The following is a 22,764-nucleotide window of genomic DNA, read 5'->3' as shown; positions in this document are numbered from 1 at the left end:
CTTACCAACGCTTGAGGGCGTCCTCGTCCGCATCCTTCGCGGCCACCCAGGACGTGCCCTCCGGCCCGTGTTCCTTCTTCCAGAAGGGGGCGCGGGACTTGAGGTAGTCCATCAGGAATTCGGCCGCCTCGAAGGCTGCGGCGCGGTGGCGCGCGGCGGTCGCGACCATCATGATCTGCTCGCCGATGCCGAGCCGGCCATGCCGGTGGATCACGATCACATCCGCGAGGCTCCAGCGCTCGACCGCCTGCTCGACGATCTTCGCGATCGCCCGTTCGGTCATGCCGGGGTAATGCTCGAGCTCGAGGGCGTCCATCGCGCCCGTGTCGTCGCGCACGATCCCGGTGAAGCTGACCACCGCGCCCACATCCGCGCGACCGGCGCCGAAACCGGCAAGCTCCACGCCCAGATCGAACGGGTCGGCCTGAACCGCGATCTTCATCTCAGCCACCCGTCATCGGCGGGAAGAAGGCCACCTCGCGCACGCCTTCGATCGGCGCGTCGAATTCCGCCAGGTCCTGATCGAGCGCCACGCGCAGCGCGGAGAGATCGGCGAAAGCAGCCTCGTAGCGCGGCTCGCGCGCCTTCAGTTCTTCGACCAGCTCGGCCACCGTGGCAGCGGATGTCTCGACCTTTTCGCGCGGCAGGCCGATCCGTTCGCGGACCCAGGCGAAATACAGAACCTCAACCATCCTTGCCATCCTTCAGATAGGGGAGCGCCTTGCGGAAATAGTCCCACCCCGTGATCGCCGTCAGCAGCGCCGCGATCCAGATCAGCGCGATCCCGACATGGGTCGCGATATCGGCGGTGCTCAGGCCCATCGGGATGTCGCCCTCGCCCGCACGCGGCGCGCGGCCCTGCTGAATATAGGCAAGCCCGGTCCCGAGAAACAGGACCGCGATCGCGACCATCTGCGCGGTCGTCTTCCACTTGGCGAGCTTCGTGACCCGCAGCCGCCCCGCATCGGCGCCGAGAAATTCGCGCAGCCCCGAGACGAAGACCTCGCGGAACAGGATGACTGTCGCGGGCAGGATCAGCCAGGGGTTCATGCCCGAGTATCCCGTCAGCACGACCAGCGCGATCACCACCATCGCCTTGTCGGCGATCGGGTCGAGCATCGCGCCGAACTTGCTCTCCTGTTTCCAGGCGCGGGCGAGATAGCCATCGAACCAGTCCGTCACCGCGGCGCCGATGAAAAGCGCCAGCGCGAACCAGTCCGCCCAGGGGCGGTGGAAATAAAGAAACATGACCGCCACGCCGGGGGCAGCCAGGAGCCTGAGTACGGTCAGGATATTGGGGATGGTCCATCTCATGATGCGCAACCTAGCGATGGTAGGCGCAAAGCGGAAGAGGGCGCGTTAACCTCTCTCGGGATCGAGATAATCATGCACCCGTCCGAGCCGGTCGGTGATCCGCCACTGCCCCGGGGTCGCGCCGGGCGCGACATGATCGGCAGTGATCGGCACCTTGCCGAACCCGCCGGGCAGATCGAGAACGTAGGAGGGCAGCATCGTGCCCGAGCAACGCCGACGAAGCTCGGCCATGATCGCGCGCCCCTCCGCGAGGGTCGTGCGGAAATGCGAGGTGCCGCGCGCGAGATCGCAATGATGCAGGTAATAGGGTTTGACGCGCAGCGCGGTAAGCGCACGCAAGAGCGCCTCCAACCGATCGGGGTCGTCGTTGATCGCGCGCAGCAACACCGTCTGCGAGAGCAGCGGCACGCCGTGATCGACGAGCCGCGCGATGGCGGCGCGCGCGGCCCCGGTCAGTTCCTGCACATGGTTGGTATGCAGCACGATCCACAGAGCCGGGCGCGTCGCGCGGAGGGCTGCGCAGAGCGCCTCGGTAATCCGCTCGGGCGCCACGACGGGGACGCGGGTATGAAGACGGATCTGATCGAGATGGTCGATGCCCGAGAGCCGCTCCAGCACCGCGCCCAGACGCCGGGTGGACAGCGTCAGCGGATCGCCCCCGGTCAGGATCACTTCACGAATGGCCGGCGTCGCCGCGATGTAATCGAGCGCCTGCACGAGCTGATCCTCGGGCAGGGGGCCGGTCTCGCCCACCGTCTCGCGCCGGAAGCAGAACCGGCAATAGACATCGCAGGTCTTGGTGACGTGCAGGATCACCCGGTCGGGATAGCGATGGGTAAGCCCCGGCGCGGGGGAATGCGCCTCGTCTCCGATCGGATCTTCCAGCTCCTCGGGACGGGTGGTCAGCTCCGCCACGGAGGGCACGAATTGCGCCCCGACCGGGTCCATAGGATCGGCGATCGCGCCGCGCATCTCGGAGGTCACGCGGATGCGGAATTCCTCCGCGACGCGCGCGAGCTCGGCGCGTTCGACGGGATCGGTCAGCCCCTCGGCCTCGAGCGCGTCGAGGCCCGTCAGGGCGCGCGGGCGGGGTGCGTGATCGCTCATGGGGCGGCGCTAGACCTCGCGGGGGCTTGGGTCAAGATTTCTCGTTGAAGAAATTGTGGATCGTCTCGGCCATTGCCTCCGAAATCCCGTCCACCTCCATGAGGTCCACCGGCGCCGCGCGGCTGACCGCCTTGGCCGAGCCGAAATGCTGCAGCAATGCCCGCTTGCGCGTGGCCCCGATGCCGGGGATCTCGTCGAGCGGGTTGGCCATCTGGGCTTTCGCGCGTTTCGCCCGGTGCGTGCCGATCGCCCAGCGATGCGCCTCGTCGCGCAGGCGCTGGATGTAATAGAGCACCGGGCTCTGGCGCGGCAGCGCGAAGGGACGCTGGCCTACCCGGTGGAATTCCTCCTTGCCGTGATCGCGGTCGATGCCCTTGGCGACGCCGACCATCGGGATATCGGTCACGCCCATCTCGCCCATGATCTCATGCACCGCCGAGACCTGCCCCGCGCCCCCGTCGATCAGCAGCAGATCGGGCCAGGCGTCAGTCTGGCGATCCGGGTCTTCTTTCAGCAGTCGGGCGAAGCGGCGCGTCAGCACCTCCTTCATCATCCCGAAATCGTCGCCCGGCGTCAGTTCGGCATTGCGGATGTTGAACTTGCGATACTGGCTCTTGATGAAGCCTTCGGGGCCGGCGACGATCATGCCGCCCACCGCATGCGCACCCTGGATATGGGAGTTGTCATAGACCTCGATGCGCTCTGGCGGGGCGGCGAGCCCGAACGCCTCCGCGACACCTGCGAGCAGCTTCGCCTGCGCCGCGCTTTCCGACATCTTGCGGCCGAGGCTTTCGCGCGCGTTGCGGAGCGCGTTCTCGACCAGCTCGGCCTTCTCGCCGCGTTTGGGCACGGCGATCTCGACCTTGCGCTCGGCGCGCTCGGTCAGGAGTTCGGCCAGCAGGTCCTCATCCTCCACCGGGACCGACAACAGCAGCAGGCGCGGCGGCGGGCGGTGGGTGTAGAACTGCGCGATGAAGGCCTGCAGGATCTCGGGCGCCTCGGCCCCCGAGCCGGTGCGCGGGTAGAAATCGTGATTGCCCCAGCTCTGGTTGGCGCGGATGAAGAAGACCTGCACACAGGCCTGCCCGCCCTCCTGATGGAGCGCGATCACATCCGCCTCGGCCACGGTGCGCGGATTGATCCCCTGGCTCTGCTGGACATTGGTCAGCGCCTTGATCCGGTCGCGGAGGGCAGCGGCGCGTTCGAACTCCATCTCGTCCGAGGCCTTCTGCATCTCCTCGGCCAGTTCGCGCTGGATCGTGGTCGATTTGCCCTCGAGGAAGCGCTTCGCATCCTCGACCAGCTCGGCATAGCCGGCCTCCGAGATTTTGCCGACACAGGGCCCCGAACAGCGCTTGATCTGGTATTGCAGGCAGGGTCGGGTGCGGCTGTCGAACATCGCGTCCGAGCAATTGCGCAGCAGGAAGACGCGCTCGAGATGGTTGAGCGTGCGGTTCACCGCGCTCGCGCTGGCGAAGGGGCCGAAATAGTGGCCCTTCTCCTTGCGCGCGCCGCGATGCTTCTTGATCTTCGGATAGGGGTGCCCCGTCGCGATCAGGATATTGGGGAAGCTCTTGTCGTCGCGCGCAATCACGTTGTAGCGCGGTTTGAGCTGCTTGATCAGGTTCTGTTCGAGCAGCAGCGCCTCGGTCTCGGTCCGCGTCGTGAGAAACATCATCGAGGCGGTTTCGTGGATCATCCGCGCGATCCGCGCCGAATGGCCCGAGGGCCGCGCATAGTTCGACACCCGCGCTTTCAGGTTGCGCGCCTTGCCCACATAGAGCACCTCGCCCTTCGCGTTCAGCATCCGGTAGACGCCGGGCGAGCCATCGAGCCGCTTGAGATAATCCGCGATCAGCGCATGCCCCGTCAGCCCATGGGCTGGGCGGGTCGCGGCCGGCGGCTGGGCCATCTCGAAGCTGTCCTCGTGATCGGTCATGGGCTCGTCTTGATTCTCCGTTCTGGCTGCAACCTAATTCCGCAGGTTTCAAGGAAAAACATGTCCACGAATTCTGGGGATAACTCTGTTGGGAAAACTGAGGAAGGTAGGCGAAAGGCCTTAATCTAAAGGCTAGTGATCCGAGTGCCTAATTTTTAGGCGTATTTGCAAGGTATTGTTTTTGAAGTGAAAATTTTCGAGCGCTCGGCAAGTCATTGAAACGATTAAAACTTTTGTAACAGAAGTATTAAGGACCGTTCCGCAGTGCACAACTTGGCGCTTCTGGCGGTGTGGGGCGCCTATTCGGGGCCAAGCACATCAGGCGTTCTCCAGCCCAGATGCTGCCCGCCATCCACACACAAAAGCTGCCCGGTCACGGCCGGGGCGTCCATGAAATAGCCCAGAGCCGCGCAGATGCTTTCGGGGTCGGCGCCGCGTCCGAGGATCGTCGCGGCCCGCTGCCGGGCGAAGTGATCTTCGGTCTGGCGCGCCCCCTGAAGGGTCGGCCCCGGCCCGATCGCATTGACCCGGATATCGGGCGCGAGCGCCTGCGCCCCGGTCTGGGTGAAGGCCCAGAGCCCCATCTTGGCGATCGTGTAGGTCATGAATTCGGGGGTGAGCTTGCGGACCCGCTGATCGACCATGTTGATCACGAGCGCATGGGCATGGGGTTCGGGGCCGGACCGGTCCGCTGCCGGCGCCTGCGCGGCGAAATGCTGGGTGAGCACGAAGGGCGCGCGCAGGTTCGACCCGATATGCCGGTCCCAGCTTTCGCGGGTGGCGTTGAAGATCGTGTCATGCTCGAAGATCGAGGCATTGTTGATGAGCAGGTCGAGCGGCCCTCCGAGCGCCAGCGCCGCCTGCGGAACCAGCTCAGCCGTCGCGTCCTCGTCGAGCAGGTCCGCCTGAACGATTTCGGCCCGCACCCCCTTGGCGCGCGCTTCGGCGGCGGTGGCCTCGGCGGCCTCGGCCGAGCCATGGTAATGGATCGCCACATCGACTCCGCGTCCGGCGAGATAGAGCGCCATCGCGCGTCCCAGACGTTTCGCGCCGCCGGTGACCAATGCCCGTTTCATACCCGTCCTCCAAATAGCAGAGCGATGATATAGGCGATGTAGGCGAGGGTGAAAGCTATACCGACCCCCCGCCCGATCTGCCGATTGCCGAAGATGAACGGGCCGAGCAGGATCGAGGCGGCGAGCATCACCCACAGGTCGAAATGCAACATCTGCTCGGGGACGGGAAGCGGGCCGAAGAGGCCGGCCACCCCGATGATGCAGAGCAGGTTGAAGATGTTCGAGCCGACGACATTGCCGAGTGCGACATCCGCGCGCCCTCGCATCGCGGCCGTGATGGAGGTCGCAAGCTCGGGCAGCGAGGTGCCGAGCGCGACCAGTGTCAGCCCGATCACCGTGTCGGAGACGCCCATCGTCCGGGCGATCGCGGTCGCGCCCTCGACCAGCAGGTCGGCGCCGAGCGGCAGGCCGACAAGACCGGCGCCGATATAGAGAAGGAGGCGCCACAGCGGCATCTCCGGATCGGTGTCGGCGACCTCTTCATCGGGATCGCGATTGGCGCGATGGGTCAGGGCCTCGCGCACCTGGCGGAACAGGATCACCGCCAGGGCGCCGAGCAGCAGCAGCGCTTGCGGCCAGCGGATCGGCCCCATGAACGCGACGAGGACGAAGAAGATCGTGGCCCCCATCATCAGCACGAAGCTCTCGCGCGTGTCGTGTTCGTCTGTGCGGATCGCGGAGATCACCGCGGGCAGGCCGAGCACGACCAGGATATTGGCGATATTCGAGCCCACGACATTGCCGAGCGCGATCGAGGGCGCATGGTCCAGGACGGCGGCGACCGAAACCATCAGCTCGGGCGCCGAGGTGCCGAAGGCGACGACCGTCAAGCCGACGATCAGGGCCGGGATGCCGAGCCGCAGCGAGAGCGCGACGGCACCCTTCACCAGCATGTCGCCCGCCACGACGAGCAGCACGAGCCCGACAGCGATCTCGCCGAAATCCCAGATCATCCGCGGCCCTTCCCTTCGCAGGGGCAGGGCCCGCGTCCGATTTTCGGGCGGCCGCAGCGCGCGCAGCGCCGGGTCACCCGCCGGGGCGGCTTGATGCCGGGCATGCGCAGCTTGCCGAACATGGCGAGAACCGCCATGGCGACGAGGAAGAGGGTCATGCCCTTGATCAGCATCGGCTCAGAGACCGTAGCGCGCCCAGAGCGCGCGTTCCTCTGCCGCGTCGAGCAGCGCTCCGGCGCTCGCCGCGCCGATCTCGGCTCCCATCTGCGCGCCGATGCGACGGAACAGCGGCCGCTTGGGCGCGTAGGGAACGAAGCGCAGCTTCTCGCCATAGATATCCTTGAGCGTCGGGACCACATGCCCGAGCCCGTCGATCAGCCCGGTTTCGTCCTCGAGCGCCTGCCGGCCGGTCCAGATGTCGCCGGTGAAGAGGTCTCGACTGCTCGGAAGCTTGGCGCCGCGCCGCGCGGTCACATGCTCCTTGAAGCTCACATGCATGTCGTCGAGCAGGCGCTTGAGCCGCGCCACATCCTCGTCCTTCTCGGGGCGGAACGGGTCCAGGAAGCTCTTCGCGCCGCCCGCGGTATGCACCCGCCGCTCGATCCCGTGGCGCGAGATGAAATCGTCGAGCCCGAAACTTGCCGAGATCACGCCGATCGAGCCCACCACCGAGGTCGGATCGGCCCAGATCTGATCCGCGGCACAGGCGATCCAGTAGCCGCCCGAGGCCGCGACATCCTCGATGAAGGCATGGACGGGGATCTTCTTCTCGTCGGCCAGACGCCGGATGCGGCTCGCGATCAGCGCCGATTGCACCGGCGAGCCGCCGGGCGAGTTGACCAGCAGCGCCACCGCGGTGGGTTTACCGCGCGAGAAGGCGCGTTCGATGATCGGGGCCATCGCGGCATCCGAGAGGACCGGAGCCCCCGGGCGCGAGACGCCGATCGGGCCATGCAGCCGGATCACGGCTGCGAAGGGCGTTTTCTTGACGAAGGGGAGGCGCGGGATCAGTTTCATGCCAACGGATGTAGAGGCTCGCCCCCGCTCGCGCAAGCGCGACGGCGAAGCTTTGATCCCGGCCGGGGTGCGGTTGCGAGCATAACGACTTGCCGGATGCGGAAATGCGTCCACATCTAGAAGCACGGAGCCGCGGCGTCCCTTCCGATAGCGACGCGCGGCAGGCTATGAATTCGAGGCGGAGCGCAAAGCGCTGCGCGGACCTATCGAGGCGAGTGAATGACGACGAAGGAATGGAAGATGCCCGATGGACGGCCGATCCGGTTGGCCGAGGAGGTGCCGGTCGCGCTCAGTTTCGACGGGGTGACCCAGGCGGTGATGATGGCGACGCCCAAGGAGCTCGAGGATTTCGCGCTCGGCTTCGCGCTCAGCGAGGGCCTGATCGAGAGTGCCGGGGAAATCACTCGGCAGGAGATCTTCCGCGCCGAGGCCGGGATCGAGGCGCGCAACTGGCTCGCCGCTCCGGCCGGGGCACGCTTCGCCGAGCGTCGGCGCGCCACGATGGGGCCGGTCGGCTGCGGCCTGTGCGGGATCGAGCAACTCGAAGAGGCGCGCCGGAGCCTGCCGCGCCTGCCCGCGCCGGACTGGCATATGTCGGCCGCCCACGCCGCCGATGCGCTCGAGCATCTGCGCGATCGCCAGCCCCTGCAGGACGAGACCCGCGCCGCCCATGCCGCGGCCTTCTGGCAGCCTGGCCAGGGCATCACCCTGACCCGCGAGGATGTGGGGCGGCACAACGCGCTCGACAAGCTGATCGGCGCGATGATCCGGGAAGGGCGCGACCCGGCGAGCGGCGCGATCGTGATGACCTCTCGCCTTTCGGTCGATCTCGTGCAGAAGGCGGCGACGATCGGCGTGCCGGTGATCGCGGGCCCTTCCGCGCCGACCGCGCTCGCGGTGGCCGAAGCCGAGGCCGCGGGACTGACGCTGATCGCGCGGGCGGGCGACGCGCTGGCCGTCTACACGACACCCGAAACCGCAACGGCCTGAAAAACAGGAGCCGCGCCGCCGCGAGAAGGAGGGGCGCGGGTGCGGAAATCCGGTCTGGTTTCTCGCGGGGGCAGGGGCAAAGGCCCCCGAGGTCACGCCTTCTGCGTGCGGTCGATATAGGCGCGCAGTTCCTCTGCCTCGTGACGCGCATCGCGTAGTCCGTCCATCGCCGCGCGCAGCTCCGCCTCGGTCTGGCTGAGCTGATTGCTCAGTTCCGCCTCGCGCTGTTCGAAATAGGTAAGCGCCTGATCGCGGGTCTCCTCGGCCTCGTGCAGCGCCTGGGCCATCTGCTCGAGTTCGCCCATATCGGCGCGGCTCACCCGGGTCAGGCGGTGGATCAGCCAAGAGGCGAACCAGCCAAGCGCGAAGGCGAGGAAGAGGACGATCGCGGTGGCGATGATGAATTCGGTTCTGTTCATGTCTCTACCCTTCAGCCCTTCGTCAGATCCTTCGGCCGGAACTTCGGACGCGGCGTGTCGTCTGCCGGGGTCTCGACCGGGATCTCCTCTTGTGCGGCTGGTGCCGCATCGCTGTTATTCGCGTCCGCATCGGTCGCCGGCGCATCGCCCTGCGGCGCGGCGTCCTTGCCTTCGGGGGCTGCCCCGTCCGTCGCCGGTGTCGCGTCATCGGTGACCGCCCCGTCCCAATGCGGCTCCCCGTCCTGCGATCCGTCGGCGCTCTCATCCACCGGCTTCTTGTCGAGCAGGGTGAATTCGATGCGGCGGTTTTCCTCGCGCCCGGCCTCGGTGTCGTTCGAGGCGATCGGCGCGGCTTCGCCATAGCCCTTCGCGACGAGATTGCCCACGAGCACGCCGCGATCGAGCAGCCCGCGGATCACCGCCTGAGCGCGATCTTGCGAGAGTTGCAGGTTCATCTCCTCGCGGCCCTGATTGTCGGTATAGCCTCCGACTTCCATCCGGAAGCCCGTGCAATCCTTCATCGCGCCGGCCAGGGCGTCGAGCGCCTTCACGCTATCGGCCGAGACTTGGGCCGAGCCGGGATCGAAGTTGATCTTCTGCTTCGCCAGCGAGCCGTTCAGGCGGGTCACGCATTCCTTGCCGCTCGGCAGCGCGAGCACCGGATCGAGGCGCTTGTCGTATTTCACCTTCAGGTCGATCTGCGCGCCCTCGCCGAGCTGGCTGGTGAGGATGCGCGAAATCGTGTCCGAGCCCTGCGGGTTGCCGGTCACCCCGGTCACCTTCACCAGTTTCGGGGTCACGAGGACAGTGCCGTCATGGAGTTCGGCCAGCGCCTCGATGCCCGCAAGCGTCCGGATCGGCCAGCCGGCGGGCAGGGTCTTGTCGACGCGGGTCGCGCCGTGAACCTTGTCGTGACCGAGCTTGGCGCGGGCGAAGCTCTCGACCGCCTCGCGCTGGCGCGCATCGAGCACGCGGCCCTTGAGATCGACATGGCCCTTGCCGTCGCGGGTCGCGATGAACTGCGCCTCGTCGGCCTTGGCTTTCGGCGAGGGTTCGAGCGCGGCCTTGAGTGAGAACACGCCGGGCAGGTTCGATTCCAGCTCGCCCACCACCTCGTCGAAGGTCTTTTGCGCCACAGAGGGTTTCGCATCGAGCGCGATATCGGCATCGGAGAAGGTCACGGTGGCGGCCCCGAGCTGACCCACCGCCTTGATCGCCATCGCGGCGGCGATCGACCAGTCGGGGGAGGGGGTGCCCATCCCGATCGTGCAGCTCAGCGTGCCTTTCGCACCGGCCCCGCGGGCCGCGGAGAAGATGCGCTCGCGCGCCCTCTCGGTATCGGCTGAACAGGCGTCGAAGCGCGCGCCTTCCTCGTCGACGATGAAGCGCAACGTGAAGGGCGTGATCACCGGGCGCGGGGCGGAGATGTCGAAATCGAGCCTGAGATCGGTCGGTCGGGTGCGCGCAAGCGAGGTCTCGACCCGGCCCTTTTCGGTTACGCTATCGGTGATCGCCTGCACCTTGACCTTGCCGGGAGAGACCGAGACCTTCGAACGCGGCAGGGTCTCGAGCGTCTTGAGGCCGAAGCGCATCGCTTCCTCCCACCCGCCCGGAACCGGATAATCCGCGCTTTCGAGCATGTCGGTCACGCCCTCGTCGCCTGCGACCTTCTTGAGCTCCTCGGCGATCTTCTTGCGATCGACGCCGGCGGGCACCAGCCCGATCAGCGAGATCCCGTTCTCGTTGCGCAGCATCTCGAGCGAGAAATCGGGCGGGGTGACGGGTTTCGCGATCTGGGTGTCGGTGTTGTCCACCACCCGCGAGCTGTCGACATATTTGTCGGCCAGGGAGACGGCGCGGAACCGTTCGGCCTCGGTCGGCGCGGTTCCGGTGAGGATCACCTGGAGGCCGTCGGTATGCACCCGGATCCACCCGTAGCCCTGCGCCTCCATCCCCACGCGCACCTCCTGCCGGGTGGCTTTCTCGATGACGGTCGCGGCACCGCCCGCGATGACGGCCGAAAGAACCAGTGCAAGAGCGAAAGCTGCGATCGTGAGCAGGGTGGCGCGATGGCGCATGTGTCTGGAACCCTCCCTCGGGAATCTGTTCCGTTTTCCTTAAGGCGCACGGCCCGGGGGATCAATCGAAAGCCCGTTACACGATTGCGCCAGCGGCGAGAAACAGCGCAGCAATCAGGCCCGTATCGCGATTGGCGCGGAACAGCTTGAGGCAGATATCCGGGTCGTCGATGTCGAGTTGCCGCATCTGCCAGAGCATGTGCCAGCCCATCGCCCAGGGCGCGATCAGCGCGAGCACCAGCCGCAGGGGTGGGGCGTCGGGCAGCAGCGCCCCCATCACCGCGGCCGTCATCAGCGCGACCGTCCCCATCAGGAATCCGCCCAGCCATTTCGCGCTGTCGTCGCCAAACAGGCGCGCGGTGGATTTGACGCCGATCAGCGCGTCGTCCTCCTTGTCCTGATGGGCGTAGATCGTGTCGTAGAAAAGCGTCCAGACGAGCCCCGAGAGGTACAGCGCCACGGTCGGCCAGCCCAGGCTCCCGCTATGCGCGACCCAGCCCAGAAGCGCGCCCCAGTTGAACGCGATTCCGAGGAAGATCTGCGGCCACCAGGTGAAGCGCTTCGCGAAGGGATAGATCGCGACGGGCCCGAGCGAGATGAAGCCGAGAATGATGGCGGGCAGGTTGAAGCTGAGCAGGATCGCGAGCGCCACCAGCGACTGTATCGCCATCCAGCCGAGCGCCTGCTTGACCGAGACCTGTCCCGAGGGGATCGGGCGCGACCGGGTGCGCGCCACGCTCGCGTCGATCTTGCGGTCGGTGATGTCGTTCCAGGTGCAGCCCGCGCCGCGCATCAGGAAGGCGCCCATCGCGCAGCCCACGGCCAGCCAGAGGTCGTGCCAGACGAACCCGCCCGTCGAGGCCGCGGCGAGGGAGATCCCCCACCAGCAGGGAAGCAGCAGCAGCCAGGTGCCGATCGGCCGGTCGGCACGGCTCAGGCGCAGATAGGGGCGCGAGAAGGCCGGTGCGATCCGGTCCACCCAATTGCCGCGATAGGCATCGGCCACGGTGCCGGCCGCCTCTGGCGTTTCGCTTTTTCCGCTCATAAAGTCCGCCTCATGGAACGTGCCAAGATCAGGCTCTGTGTAGAGCACCCGCTGGGCGCGGGGCAAGCCGTGCCTCTCGACCCCGACCAGGCGAATTACCTTTTCGCGGTGATGCGGCTGGGCGTCGGCGCCCGCGTGGCGCTGTTCAACGGGCGCGACGGCGAGTGGACGGCGGAGGTTGCCGAGGCCCATAAGAAACGGGGCATCCTGGTCTGCATCGAGCAGGCCGCGCCGCAACTCGCCCCGCCCGATCTCTGGCTGATCTTCGCGCCGATCAAGAAGGAGCGCACCGATTTCATCGTCGAGAAGGCGACCGAGCTCGGCTGCGCGAAGGTGCTGCCGGTGCAGACCGAGTTCACCAATTCCGCGCGGATCCGGAAGGATCGGCTGCAGGCCCATGCCCGCGAGGCGGCGGAGCAATGCCTCGGCACCTTCGTGCCGCCGGTCGAGGATCTCCAGCCCCTCGCGAAGCTGCTGGCGGGCTGGGACCCGGCACGCCGCATCCTCTGGGCCGACGAGGCGCTGGCCGGGCCTGCCGAGACGCTGGCGGGCCTGCCGCCCGGCCCCTGGGCGATCCTGATCGGACCGGAGGGCGGGTTCTCGGAGCCCGAGCGCGAAAAGCTGCGCGGTCTGGATTTCGTGACGCCGGTGAGCCTCGGTCCGCGCATCCTGCGTGCGGATACGGCCGTCTGCGCGGCGATCACGCTCTGGCAATCGACCCTGGGGGACTGGCGGTGATCCGACCCGAAGTCGCGCAGGGCCTGCATCGCTGGCGCGAGGTGATCGCGGCGGGGATGGTCGTCGTCTTCGGGGCGTGGCTGGTCTGGCTCGGGGGGTATCTGCTGATGCCCCTGGGCGTGGCGGCCTGTGCGCTCGGGCTTGGCTGGGCGCTCATCGGGCTCAGGCGGATGCGGTTCGCCCGCGCGGTCGACGCGCCGGGGCTCGTCGAGATCGACGAGGGCCGGGTTTCCTATTTCGCGGCTTCCCGCGCCCGCGCATTGCCGGGCCCTTCGGGAAATGTGACCTCCCTGGGGATGGGGGGCGAGATCGCGTTGCGCGAACTCGTCGAGATCCGCTTGCTGAACCTTCAAGGCAAACAGTACTGGCGTTTGCGCAGCCGCTCGGGAGAAGCGTTGCTGATCCCGCTCGACGCGGCGGGGGCAGGTGCGCTCTACGATGCTTTCGCGAGCCTGCCCGGTGTCGATATGGGCGCGCTTTCGGCCGCCCTCGATCGCAAGACCGCCGCACAAAGCCTGTGGAGCCGCGAATAGGTTTCGCGCTTGACTTGAGCCCCTCTGCGCGCCACCTGTTGCGCTCCAAAATGACGCGAGGCACCCATGTCCATACCGCAGCAGGGCGGAGGCCCGATCGAGCGCTTCGAGCAGTTGGCCGAATTCCTGGCCGCCGGCGAGAAACCTCGCGAGGAGTGGCGCATCGGCACCGAACACGAGAAGTTCGGCTATTGCGCGGATCACCAGCTGCCGTTGCCCTATGACGGGCCGCGTTCGATCAGGGCGATGCTCGAGGGGCTGCGCGACCGCTTCGGATGGGAGCCGATCCACGAGCAGGACAAGCTGATCGGCCTGCAGCTCAACGGCGCGAATATCAGCCTCGAGCCGGGCGGCCAGCTGGAACTTTCGGGCGCGCCGCTCGAGACGATCCACCAGACCTGCGACGAGGTGAACGAGCATCTGCGCGAAGTGCAGACGGTGGCCGACGAGATCGGGGTGCGGTTCATCGGCCTCGGCACCGCGCCGATCTGGAGCCAGGAGCAGATGCCGATGATGCCCAAGGGGCGCTACCGGCTGATGACCGACTACATGGACAGGGTCGGCGATCTGGGCAAGCAGATGATGTATCGCACCTGCACGGTGCAGGTGAACCTCGATTTCGCCTCGGAAGCCGACATGGTGCAGAAGATGCGCGTGGCGCTGTCGCTGCAACCGGTCGCGACCGCGCTGTTCGCCAACTCGCCCTTCCTCGACGGCAGGCCCAACGGCATGAAGTCGTGGCGCTCGCATATCTGGCAGCACCTCGATGACGCGCGCACCGGCATGCTGCCCTTCATGTTCGACGCGGGCGCGGGCTACGAGGCCTATGTCGATTACGTGCTCGATGTGCCGATGTATTTCGTCTACCGCGACGGCAAGTACATCAATGCGCTCGGCCAGTCCTTCCGCGACTTCCTCAAGGGCGAACTGCCCGCGCTGCCCGGCGAGAAGCCGACGCTCAGCGACTGGGCCGATCACCTGACCACCGTCTTCCCCGAAGCGCGCTCGAAGAAATATATCGAGATGCGCGGCGCCGATGGCGGCCCGTGGCGGCGTCTTTGCGCGCTGCCCGCGCTCTGGGTGGGGCTGTGCTATGACCAGTCCGCGCTCGACGCGGCCTGGGATCTGGTGAAGGGCTGGGATCACGAGACCCGCGAGGGTCTGCGCCGCGCCGCGGCCGTCGATGCATTGCAGGGCGAGTTCAACGGGATCAAACTGCACGATCTGGCGCGCGAGACGGTGGCGATCGCGAAATCCGGGCTCAAGGCGCGCGGCAGGCCCGGAGCGAACGGGCTGATCCCCGACGAGACCCATTTCCTCAACGCGCTGGAAGAGAGCGTCGAAACGGGCCGGGTGCCCGCCGACGAGTTGCTTGAGAAATACAACGGCGAATGGAATGGCGATCTGAGCAAGATCTACGCCGAATACAGCTACTGAGCGGGCGGGCGCTCAGCCGCCCAGCCGCTCGCGCACCCATTCGGGAACCAGAACACTCGCGGGGCCCTGCCGGGCCTCGTCGAACATGCGGCTGCCCGCAGACGGCTCGAGATTGAGCTCGAGCGTCGGCACGCCCGCATGCATCGCATCCGCGACGAAACCGGCGGCAGGATAGACATTGCCCGAGGTGCCGATCGAGACGAACAGGTCCGCCGCACGCAGCGAATGCCAGATCTCTTCCATCCGATAGGGCATCTCTCCGAACCAGACGATATCGGGCCGCGTCGCGGCGCGTCCGCAGGAAGGGCAGGGGTCGCTGGGCGCCATGACCTCGGGCGCGGGCCAGCGGTGTTCGCAGGCATGGCAAAGCGCCCCGAAGAGGCTTCCATGCATGTGAAGGACGTTCTGGCTCCCCGCGCGCTCGTGCAGGTCGTCGACATTTTGCGTGACCACGAGCAGGTCGTGGCCCGGATCGGCCTCAAGCTCGGCCAGCGCCTCATGCGCCGGGTTCGGCGTGGCCGCCATCGCCGCCGCGCGGCGCGCATTGTAGAACCGATGGACCAGGTCGGGATCGTGCTCGAAGCCCTCGGGCGTCGCGACATCCTCGATCCGGTGCTCCTCCCACAACCCGTCGCTGGCGCGGAAGGTCCGGATGCCACTCTCGGCGGAAATTCCCGCGCCGGTCAGAATCACGATCTTGGCCATCGCCCCGCCCTCCGTTATCACTTTCGCCATGCGTATCCTGTTTCTTTGCCTTGGCAACATCTGCCGCTCGCCCGCCGCCGAAGCGGTGACCCGCCACAAGGCCCGCGAAGCCGGGCTCGAGGCCGAATTCGACAGTGCCGGCACCGGCGACTGGCATGTGGGAGAGCCGCCCTACGGGCCGATGATCGAGGCCGCAGCGGCGCGCGGCTACGATCTGAGCCCGCTGCGCGGGCGCCAGATCTCGCACACGGATTATTCGGAATTCGACCTGATCCTCGCGATGGACGAGAACAACCTGCGCGACGCGCTCGATCGCCAGCCGGGCGGGGCGACCGCGGCGATGCAGCTCTTTCTCGATGCGCGCCACGGCCGGCACGATGTGCCCGACCCGTATTTCACGCGCGACTTCGAGGGCGCGCTGGATCTGATCGAGGCCGGGGCCGAGGCGCTCATTGCCGATCTTCTCGAAGAGCAGAAGACCGGCTGAGCCGCAGGAAGGCTTACTGGTTGCAGAAACCTTCGGCCGTCGAGGCGAAGTTCTTGTAGCGGTCCCAGAAATCGGCGTCGGACTTGCGGTCGGACATGCGCACGTCCTGCGCCTTTTCGGGATCGCGGAACAGCGAGGCCGCCCGACGCTGGTCGCGATTGCTGAGCGTCATGTCGGCGACCTGCTGGATGCACGAACAGATCCCCGGATCATTCGCGCGGCCCGACGTCTGGCACGCAGAATCGATCGCGCCCGCGGAAGCGCCCGAAGCGATCGCCATGGCGCCGGCGAAGGCGCACAGTCCCAAAGTGGTCTTGAAAGTCATCGCACTGCCCTTTTGCTGCGGCGGGCATCTGACGTGCCCGGCCTGCCGTCTTGATTGCGCAGCAATAATAACGAGATTCGTGCCTTCGGGCAATGAAAGCGGCACCGAAACGGCAATCACGGAAAGGACAGGTCCGGCCCGCACAATCTCTGGCGGGCGGAGCAGGGTGGCCGACGAGATGTGGCCACCCCGATCGGTTCATTCCTCGGTGGGGGTCGCCTCGTAGCCCGCGGCTTTCAGGGCGCTGAGCACGGTGGCCTCCGGGAGCCCCTCGACCTCGACCTCGCGATCGTCGAGATAGACATCCGCCTTGCCGCCGACCTCTTCGATCGCCGCTTCCACGGCTGCTTTGCAATGGCCGCAGGTCATGTTCGGGACGGAATAGATCATGGAAACTCTCCTAGGTGTTGCCCATATGGGCGATATGTCGTGTGTGGGCGGGAAACGTCAATGCGGCACGGCGTTCAATCCCTCTTCCCGGCCCCCATTTTCCCCTGTATACGCGCGCCCATGACTGATCTCGATCGCATCCGCAACTTCTCCATCGTGGCTCATATCGACCACGGCAAATCCACGCTCGCCGACCGGCTGATCCAGCTGACCGGGACGGTGGCCGAACGCGACATGAAGGAGCAACTCCTCGACGCGATGGATATCGAGCGCGAGCGCGGTATCACGATCAAGGCCAACTCCGTGCGGATCGAATATCCCGCGAAGGACGGCAAGACCTATATCCTGAACCTGATCGACACCCCCGGCCACGTGGACTTCGCCTATGAGGTGTCGCGCTCGATGCAGGCCGTCGAGGGGTCGCTGCTGGTGGTGGACGCCTCGCAGGGCGTCGAGGCGCAGACCCTCGCCAATGTCTATCAGGCGATCGACGCCGATCACGAGATCGTCCCGGTCCTGAACAAGATCGACCTGCCCGCGGCCGAGCCGGACCGGGTGAAGGAGCAGATCGAGGACGTGATCGGCATCGACGCCTCCGAGTCGGTGATGATCTCGGCCAAGACCGGCCTCGGCATTCCCGACGTGCTCGAGGCGATCGTTCATCGCCTGCCCGCGCCCAAGGGCGAGCGCGACGCGCCCCTGAAGGCGATGCTCGTCGATTCCTGGTACGATTCCTATCTGGGCGTCGTCGTCCTGATCCGCGTCATGGATGGCGTGATCAAGAAGGGCGACCAGATCAAGATGATGAAGACGGGGGCGACCTACAAGCTCGACCGTCTCGCGGTCCTCAAGCCCAAGATGGTCGATATCGCGGAGCTCGGCCCCGGCGAGATCGGCGTCTTCACCGCCTCGATCAAGCAGGTGCGCGACACCAAGGTGGGCGACACGATCACCCATGAGAAACGCCCCTGCGTCACGGCCCTGCCGGGCTTCAAGCCCTCGATCCCTGTGGTGTTCTGCGGCCTCTTCCCGGTCGATGCGAACGATTTCGAGGCGCTTCGCGACGCGATCGAGAAGCTGCAACTGAACGATGCGAGCTTCTCGGCCGAGATGGAGACCTCCGCGGCCCTCGGCTTCGGCTTCCGCTGCGGCTTCCTCGGGCTTCTGCACCTCGAGGTGGTGCGCGACCGGCTGGAACGGGAATACGATCTCGATCTGATCACCACCGCGCCCTCGGTCGTGTTCAAGATCCATATGAAGGACGGGGAGGTGCGCGAGCTGCACAACCCCGCCGACATGCCCGATCTGACCTATGTCGATCATATCGAGGAGCCGCGCATCAAGGCGACGATCCTCGTCCCGGACGAATATCTCGGCGATGTGCTCAAGCTCTGCCAGGACCGCCGCGGCATCCAGATGGACCTGACCTATGCGGGTTCGCGCGCGATGGTGGTCTATGACCTTCCGCTGGCCGAGGTCGTGTTCGACTTCTACGACCGGCTGAAATCGGTCACCAAGGGCTATGCGAGCTTCGATTACCAGATCACCGAATATCGCGAGGACCATCTCGTGAAGATGTCGATCCTCGTCAATGACGAGCCGGTCGACGCGCTCTCTATCATGGTTCACCGTGACCGCGCCGAGGCCCGTGGCCGCGCGATGTGCGAGAAGCTCAAGGACCTGATCCCGCGCCACATGTTCAAGATCCCGATCCAGGCCGCGATCGGCGGCCGCGTGATCGCGCGTGAGACGCTGAGCGCGATGCGCAAGGACGTGACTGCGAAATGCTATGGCGGCGATGCGACCCGGAAGAAGAAGCTTCTGGAAAAGCAGAAGGCCGGCAAGAAGAAGATGCGCCAGTTCGGGAAGGTGGAAATCCCGCAATCGGCCTTCATTGCGGCGTTGAAGATGGACGAGTGAGTTTCGGGCGGATTTCGCCGAAATGATAAAGGCCCCGGACCTTGCGGTTCGGGGCCTTGTCTTTAGCGGCGAAGGGTCACTGCGCCTGGCCGGCTTCGCTTGCGATCGTGCTGCCTGCGACCGAGAGGTCCTGGCCCGCGCCGCGCACCGTGTTGCACGCCGCCAGACCCAGCAGCGCCACCATCATTACAGCCGTCAGTTTCACCGATTTCGTCATGGTTCTTGCTCTCCTATGAAGCCACACCCGGGCAACGTACGAAAAAATTTACGGTTCCGCGGAACCCTCCGCAAGAGCGCGCGTTTCGGCTTGGAAGGCAAGACGGAAAGATGCCGAAATCGACCCTGACCGAGACCGGGCGATTGCGAGATCGATAACTCCGTCGAGCGAACGAACATAGCGGAATGACCCGTTCTGACTGCCCCGCCAGGCACGATCCCGTCAGAATGGTCTTGCGGCCCCCGTCTGTCCCTCGCGGGGGCCGCCTTTACCGCCCGAGCGCGTTAACCTCCCCTTAACGACGCTCTGAAAGGCTCCGGGTTGTCCCTCCCCCGGAGCCTTTCCATGTCCAGATCCTCTCTCGCGCTTCTCGGGCTCTGTTTCGCCCTTGTCGCATGCTCGGCCTCGCCCGCTCCGCAATTCTTCGGGGCGGCCCGTCACGAAGTGACGCTCGACGGGATCGATTTCGTCGTCTTCGTGAAGGCCGACAGGGCAGAGGTGATCCGGATGGGATATCTGGGCCGGGCGGAGCGGGCGCGGGTGCCGCCCCTGATGGTCCGCGCAGCCGAGCGTGCGTCGGGCTGTGCCGTCGCCGGACCGGCGCGGGGGCCGTACCGCTCGCCGTCCCTGCCGGGCGATACCGGGGAGGCGCGCTTTGCGCTCGACTGCGGCTGAGGGCGGTGCTCGCGCGCTGAGCGGAGCCCGGGATCTTTCTGCGGTCGGGCGTGAAACTCACTGACGTTCGCTCCCTTCTTCGTGATAGTCGGAACTGGCGCGACCGAGCGTTCATTCCATAATGGACATCATTCCGCGCATTCCGAAATCAAGAGAAGAATCATGGCAGAAGCTCAAGGCTATTCGAAAACGCAGATCTGGCTGCACTGGCTGGTGGTGCTGCTCATCATCCCGCAATTCCTGTTCAATGACGCGATGGGGCACACTTTCCGCAGCATGGTGCGCGGCGGGGCGGCGAACCCGGATTTCGGCACCTATCTCCATATCATTCTCGGCGTCGTGATTCTTCTGCTCGCTATCTGGCGGCTGACCCTGCGCCTCGTCCAGGGGGCGCCCGAGCCGCCGCATGACGATCCGGAACTGATGCGCTTCGGGGCGAAGGCGATCCACTGGCTGCTCTATCTCACGCTTTTTGCGCTGCCGATCAGCGGCCTGACCGCCTATTTCTACACGATCCGCTGGGTAGCCGAGGTGCACTCGGCCCTGACCACGGGGCTGCTGATCCTCGCGGGGCTCCACGTCGCCGCGGCGCTCTATCACCAGTACTGGCTCAAGGACGGGTTGCTGCGCCGGATGATGCGAGCGCAGCCCTGAGCGAATGGTGCGCCCTCAGGAAAGGAAGCGCGCCACTTCCGCCTCGACCTCGCGCGGGCGCTCGGCATGGAGCCAGTGGCCCGCGTTTTCCACCTCCACGAATTGGGCCTGCGGGAAGAGTGCCCGGATACGGGGATGATCCTCCGGCCGGACGTAATGCGACTGCGCGCCCGACAGGAAGAGGGCGGGGCCGTCGAACTGTGTCCTCTCGGGCTGGTCGGGCCAGTCGAGAATGCCGGGAAGGTTCGCCTTCAGCGCGCCGAGGTTGAACTTCCACCGCACCGGCCCGTCGCGCAATGCCAGCGACTGCAGCAGGAAGGCGCGGGTGCCCGGATCGACGATCCGTTCGGCCAGACGCTCATCGGCCTGCGAGCGCGTGGTCAGGTCGTCGATCTTCATCTCCCGCATCGCGTCGATCAGTGCGCCGTGGTTTTCGCCGTGCTGATAGGGCTTGGGCGCCATGTCCGCCACGATCAAACGGCGCACGAGGTCGGGGCGGGTCAGGGCCAGCACCATCGAAGCCTTGCCGCCCATCGAATGGCCCAGAACATCCGCCTTGCCGCCATTGGCCTCGATCACCTCGGCGATGTCCGCCGCCATCGCGGCATAGCTGTGATCGTCGTGCCAGAAGCTGTCGCCATGATTGCGCAGGTCGAGCGTGACGACGCTCCGCTCCTTGCTCAGGTTCTTGGCGATAACGTTCCAGTTGCGCGCCGAGCCGAACAGGCCGGGCGCGATCAGGAGCGGAAGGGCATCGGTGTCAGCGGGGTAGGAGACGGTGTTCAGCATGGCGCACAAGCTAGGGCGAAGCACGCGACGCGGCCAGAGGGCATCGACAGAAAAATGCGCGCGGGGCGCGCGTGTTGCGCAGGCCGGCCGGGGAGGGTAGCGTCCGTCGAGTGACTGGGGGAGGAGGTCATGGGGCCCGAACGGATCGCAGAAATGACGGCGCAGGTATCGCGGCTGCTCGCAACGCGGCTGGGCGCGCGTGGCCCCGATCTCGAGGCGCGGGTCGCCAGCCGGGCGCGCGCGCTGCCGCGCAAGGTTCGCCGGGCCGCGGGGGTTCTCGTTGCCGCCGAACGCAGCGCCCGCGCACCAAAGATCGCCCGACAGCTCGATGCGCGCGCGATCGAGGCGGCCTTCGCCACCTGCCGCGACTATCTCGAACCGCTTGGCGCGTCCGAGCGTCTGCGTGCGGCGGCCCTGTCCGCCGGCGGCGCGATCGCCTTCATCGTGCTCGTGGTCGGCCTGGCGTTGCTCGGGGCGAAGCTCTGGATCGAGGGCGCCTGAGGGGCGGCCCGCAGGCATGAAAAAGGCCCCCGCGAACTGGGGGCCTTCAGATGATGTCGCGAAGATCAGAGCTCGGGATAGAGCGGGAAGCGCGCCAGCAGCGTCGCGACCTTGGCTTTCACGGCCTCTTCGACGTCGCCATTGGCCTCTTCGCCGTTTGCGGCCAGACCGTCGACCACTTCGACGATGAGGCGGGCGATCTCGCGGAATTCCTCTTCCTTGAAGCCGCGGGTGGTGCCGGCGGGCGTGCCCAGACGGATGCCCGAGGTGACCATCGGCTTTTCCGGATCGAACGGGATACCGTTCTTGTTGCAGGTGATGTGCGCGCGGCCGAGGGCCTTCTCGGTCGCGTTGCCCTTCACGCCTTTCGGGCGCAGATCGACCAGCATCACATGGGTGTCGGTGCCGCCGGTGACGATGTCGAGCCCGCCCTTCATCAGCTCGTCAGCGAGCGCTTGCGCGTTCTTCACGACCTGCTCGGCATAGACCTTGAACTCGGGGCGCAGCGCCTCGCCGAAGGCCGCGGCCTTGCCGGCGATGACATGCATCAGGGGACCGCCCTGGATGCCGGGGAAGATCGCCGAGTTCACCTTCTTCGCGATTTCCTCGTTGTTGGTGAGGATCATGCCGCCGCGCGGGCCGCGCAGGGTCTTGTGTGTCGTGGTGGTCGCGACATCGGCATAGGGGAAGGGCGAAGGGTGCTGGCCACCGGCCACGAGACCGGCGAAGTGGGCCATATCGACCATCAGGTAGGCGCCGACCTCATCCGCGATCTCGCGGAACTTGGCGAAGTCGATCTGGCGCGGGATCGCCGAGCCGCCGGCGATGATCAGCTTGGGCTGGTGTTCCTGTGCCAGCGCGCGGACCTGATCGTAATCGAGCAGGCTGTCCTGCTTGCGCACACCGTACTGGATCGCGTTGAACCACTTGCCCGACTGGTTGGGCTTGGCGCCGTGGGTGAGGTGGCCGCCCGCGTCGAGGCTCATGCCGAGGATCGTGTCGCCGGGCTTCAGAAGCGCGGTGAAGACGCCCTGGTTGGCCTGGCTGCCCGAGTTCGGCTGGACGTTCGCGAATTCGCAGCCGAAGAGTTCCTTGGCGCGGTCGATCGCGAGGGTCTCGGCGACGTCGACATACTGGCAGCCGCCATAGTAGCGCTTGCCCGGGTAGCCTTCGGCGTATTTGTTCGTCATCACCGAGCCCTGGGCCTCCATCACCGCCTTCGAGACGATGTTTTCCGAGGCGATCAGTTCGATCTCGTCGCGCTGGCGACCCAGCTCGTCGGTGATCGATTTGAAAAGCTCGGGGTCACGGGTGGCGAGGCTTTCGGTGAAAAAGCCAGCGTCGCGTTGCTCGGTCATGTAGCGCTCCTCGCGAAGATCCGGGTTCGCGGCTCATTTAGCGCAGTTTTCGTGATGCTGAAAGCGCCCAAAGCGTCCAAAGCGCTCAAAACCGGAT

At 66.3% G+C, this 22,764-nt stretch carries 27 protein-coding genes; 9 read left to right on the top strand and 18 right to left on the bottom strand.

Going from position 1 to position 22,764, the window contains the following annotated elements; genetic code table 11:
* Position 1: 1 nt before the first annotated feature.
* The 9 genes from DW2_RS05560 to DW2_RS05520 all read right to left on the bottom strand — a co-directional run bounded on the left by DW2_RS05560 (position 2) and on the right by DW2_RS05520 (position 7,406).
* Positions 2-442 carry a molybdenum cofactor biosynthesis protein MoaE gene (locus DW2_RS05560; protein WP_038144331.1) on the bottom strand — a complete coding sequence of 147 codons (441 nt, stop codon included), beginning with the start codon at positions 440-442 and terminating at the stop codon, positions 2-4.
* A 1-nt stretch (position 443) separates the two neighbouring features.
* Positions 444-692: a molybdopterin converting factor subunit 1 gene (moaD, locus tag DW2_RS05555; protein WP_038144329.1), complete on the bottom strand. Its 249-nt coding sequence runs from the start codon at positions 690-692 to the stop codon at positions 444-446.
* Entirely contained in the window at positions 685-1,314 is a 630-nt protein-coding gene (gene pgsA / locus DW2_RS05550; RefSeq protein WP_038144328.1) for a CDP-diacylglycerol--glycerol-3-phosphate 3-phosphatidyltransferase, read from the bottom strand. The genes moaD and pgsA overlap by 8 nt, the downstream gene beginning before the upstream one ends.
* Before the next feature lie 45 nt (positions 1,315-1,359).
* Positions 1,360-2,421 carry a lysine-2,3-aminomutase-like protein gene (locus tag DW2_RS05545; protein WP_038144327.1) on the bottom strand — a complete coding sequence of 354 codons (1,062 nt, stop codon included), beginning with the start codon at positions 2,419-2,421 and terminating at the stop codon, positions 1,360-1,362.
* A 31-nt stretch (positions 2,422-2,452) separates the two neighbouring features.
* Complete coding sequence (gene uvrC / locus DW2_RS05540) at positions 2,453-4,333, bottom strand: excinuclease ABC subunit UvrC (protein WP_051855514.1); 1,881 nt, start codon at positions 4,331-4,333, stop codon at positions 2,453-2,455.
* A gap of 326 nt (positions 4,334-4,659) precedes the next feature.
* Positions 4,660-5,436, bottom strand: coding sequence for an SDR family oxidoreductase (locus DW2_RS05535; protein ID WP_038144325.1), 777 nt, complete (start codon positions 5,434-5,436; stop codon positions 4,660-4,662).
* Entirely contained in the window at positions 5,433-6,389 is a 957-nt protein-coding gene (locus tag DW2_RS05530; protein WP_038144324.1) for a calcium/sodium antiporter, read from the bottom strand. The genes DW2_RS05535 and DW2_RS05530 overlap by 4 nt, the downstream gene beginning before the upstream one ends.
* Positions 6,386-6,562, bottom strand: coding sequence for a hypothetical protein (locus DW2_RS20050; protein WP_038144322.1), 177 nt, complete (start codon positions 6,560-6,562; stop codon positions 6,386-6,388). Before DW2_RS20050 ends, DW2_RS05530 begins: the two co-directional genes overlap by 4 nt.
* 4 nt (positions 6,563-6,566) lie before the next feature.
* A complete protein-coding gene (locus DW2_RS05520; RefSeq protein ID WP_038144321.1) occupies positions 6,567-7,406 on the bottom strand; it encodes a S49 family peptidase in 840 nt (279 codons plus the stop codon).
* A gap of 219 nt (positions 7,407-7,625) precedes the next feature.
* Here DW2_RS05520 and fdhD point away from each other — a divergent pair, with 219 nt between their 5' ends.
* Positions 7,626-8,396: a formate dehydrogenase accessory sulfurtransferase FdhD gene (gene fdhD / locus DW2_RS05515; protein ID WP_038144319.1), complete on the top strand. Its 771-nt coding sequence runs from the start codon at positions 7,626-7,628 to the stop codon at positions 8,394-8,396.
* A gap of 92 nt (positions 8,397-8,488) precedes the next feature.
* Here the strand turns inward: fdhD and DW2_RS05510 are convergent, their stop codons facing one another.
* The 3 genes from DW2_RS05510 to ubiA form a co-directional block, all read right to left on the bottom strand.
* Positions 8,489-8,815 carry a hypothetical protein gene (locus tag DW2_RS05510; protein ID WP_038144317.1) on the bottom strand — a complete coding sequence of 109 codons (327 nt, stop codon included), beginning with the start codon at positions 8,813-8,815 and terminating at the stop codon, positions 8,489-8,491.
* Between the two features lie 11 nt (positions 8,816-8,826).
* Positions 8,827-10,893 (bottom strand): OmpA family protein, encoded by a 2,067-nt coding sequence (locus DW2_RS05505; protein WP_038144316.1) that lies wholly within the window; start codon positions 10,891-10,893, stop codon positions 8,827-8,829.
* A gap of 76 nt (positions 10,894-10,969) precedes the next feature.
* On the bottom strand, positions 10,970-11,938 hold the full coding sequence (gene ubiA / locus DW2_RS05500; protein WP_038144315.1) for a 4-hydroxybenzoate octaprenyltransferase: 969 nt from the start codon (positions 11,936-11,938) through the stop codon (positions 10,970-10,972).
* Between the two features lie 12 nt (positions 11,939-11,950).
* Here ubiA and DW2_RS05495 point away from each other — a divergent pair, with 12 nt between their 5' ends.
* The 3 genes from DW2_RS05495 to DW2_RS05485 all read left to right on the top strand — a co-directional run bounded on the left by DW2_RS05495 (position 11,951) and on the right by DW2_RS05485 (position 14,646).
* Positions 11,951-12,676 (top strand): 16S rRNA (uracil(1498)-N(3))-methyltransferase, encoded by a 726-nt coding sequence (locus DW2_RS05495; RefSeq protein ID WP_038144314.1) that lies wholly within the window; start codon positions 11,951-11,953, stop codon positions 12,674-12,676.
* On the top strand, positions 12,673-13,209 hold the full coding sequence (locus DW2_RS05490; RefSeq protein WP_038144313.1) for a hypothetical protein: 537 nt from the start codon (positions 12,673-12,675) through the stop codon (positions 13,207-13,209). The genes DW2_RS05495 and DW2_RS05490 overlap by 4 nt, the downstream gene beginning before the upstream one ends.
* A 66-nt stretch (positions 13,210-13,275) precedes the next feature.
* Positions 13,276-14,646: a glutamate--cysteine ligase gene (locus DW2_RS05485; RefSeq protein ID WP_038144312.1), complete on the top strand. Its 1,371-nt coding sequence runs from the start codon at positions 13,276-13,278 to the stop codon at positions 14,644-14,646.
* A gap of 12 nt (positions 14,647-14,658) precedes the next feature.
* Here the strand turns inward: DW2_RS05485 and DW2_RS05480 are convergent, their stop codons facing one another.
* Entirely contained in the window at positions 14,659-15,351 is a 693-nt protein-coding gene (locus tag DW2_RS05480; RefSeq protein ID WP_038144311.1) for an NAD-dependent deacylase, read from the bottom strand.
* A gap of 28 nt (positions 15,352-15,379) precedes the next feature.
* Here DW2_RS05480 and DW2_RS05475 point away from each other — a divergent pair, with 28 nt between their 5' ends.
* On the top strand, positions 15,380-15,838 hold the full coding sequence (locus DW2_RS05475; protein WP_038144543.1) for a low molecular weight protein-tyrosine-phosphatase: 459 nt from the start codon (positions 15,380-15,382) through the stop codon (positions 15,836-15,838).
* Between the two features lie 13 nt (positions 15,839-15,851).
* Here DW2_RS05475 and DW2_RS20330 read toward each other — a convergent pair whose 3' ends face one another.
* Together DW2_RS20330 and DW2_RS05465 are read right to left on the bottom strand one after the other, a co-directional pair.
* Positions 15,852-16,283: a hypothetical protein gene (locus DW2_RS20330; RefSeq protein WP_337588234.1), complete on the bottom strand. Its 432-nt coding sequence runs from the start codon at positions 16,281-16,283 to the stop codon at positions 15,852-15,854.
* Between the two features lie 78 nt (positions 16,284-16,361).
* On the bottom strand, positions 16,362-16,553 hold the full coding sequence (locus DW2_RS05465) for a heavy-metal-associated domain-containing protein (RefSeq protein WP_038144310.1): 192 nt from the start codon (positions 16,551-16,553) through the stop codon (positions 16,362-16,364).
* Between the two features lie 120 nt (positions 16,554-16,673).
* On the opposite strand from DW2_RS05465, the gene lepA reads away from it, so the two are divergent.
* Complete coding sequence (gene lepA / locus DW2_RS05460) at positions 16,674-18,473, top strand: translation elongation factor 4 (RefSeq protein ID WP_038144309.1); 1,800 nt, start codon at positions 16,674-16,676, stop codon at positions 18,471-18,473.
* Positions 18,474-18,549: 76 nt separating this feature from the next.
* Here the strand turns inward: lepA and DW2_RS19210 are convergent, their stop codons facing one another.
* Positions 18,550-18,690 (bottom strand): entericidin A/B family lipoprotein, encoded by a 141-nt coding sequence (locus tag DW2_RS19210; RefSeq protein WP_063137145.1) that lies wholly within the window; start codon positions 18,688-18,690, stop codon positions 18,550-18,552.
* A gap of 345 nt (positions 18,691-19,035) precedes the next feature.
* Here DW2_RS19210 and DW2_RS05455 point away from each other — a divergent pair, with 345 nt between their 5' ends.
* Together DW2_RS05455 and DW2_RS05450 are read left to right on the top strand one after the other, a co-directional pair.
* Complete coding sequence (locus DW2_RS05455) at positions 19,036-19,365, top strand: hypothetical protein (RefSeq protein ID WP_038144308.1); 330 nt, start codon at positions 19,036-19,038, stop codon at positions 19,363-19,365.
* Positions 19,366-19,527: 162 nt separating this feature from the next.
* Positions 19,528-20,019, top strand: coding sequence for a cytochrome b (locus DW2_RS05450; RefSeq protein ID WP_038144306.1), 492 nt, complete (start codon positions 19,528-19,530; stop codon positions 20,017-20,019).
* Positions 20,020-20,034: 15 nt separating this feature from the next.
* On the opposite strand, the gene DW2_RS05445 is transcribed toward DW2_RS05450, so the two are convergent.
* A complete protein-coding gene (locus DW2_RS05445) occupies positions 20,035-20,808 on the bottom strand; it encodes an alpha/beta fold hydrolase (protein ID WP_038144305.1) in 774 nt (257 codons plus the stop codon).
* Between the two features lie 153 nt (positions 20,809-20,961).
* Between DW2_RS05445 and DW2_RS05440 the strand changes: the two genes are divergently transcribed.
* Entirely contained in the window at positions 20,962-21,309 is a 348-nt protein-coding gene (locus DW2_RS05440) for a hypothetical protein (RefSeq protein ID WP_156102890.1), read from the top strand.
* Between the two features lie 65 nt (positions 21,310-21,374).
* Here DW2_RS05440 and glyA read toward each other — a convergent pair whose 3' ends face one another.
* On the bottom strand, positions 21,375-22,667 hold the full coding sequence (gene glyA, locus DW2_RS05435; RefSeq protein ID WP_038144302.1) for a serine hydroxymethyltransferase: 1,293 nt from the start codon (positions 22,665-22,667) through the stop codon (positions 21,375-21,377).
* Positions 22,668-22,764 lie beyond the last annotated feature (97 nt).

Source organism: Thioclava atlantica (assembly GCF_000737065.1).
Classification (GTDB): domain Bacteria; phylum Pseudomonadota; class Alphaproteobacteria; order Rhodobacterales; family Rhodobacteraceae; genus Thioclava; species Thioclava atlantica.
Note: the sequence above shows the minus strand (reverse complement) of the source record. Positions and strands in the feature narration are given on the sequence as shown.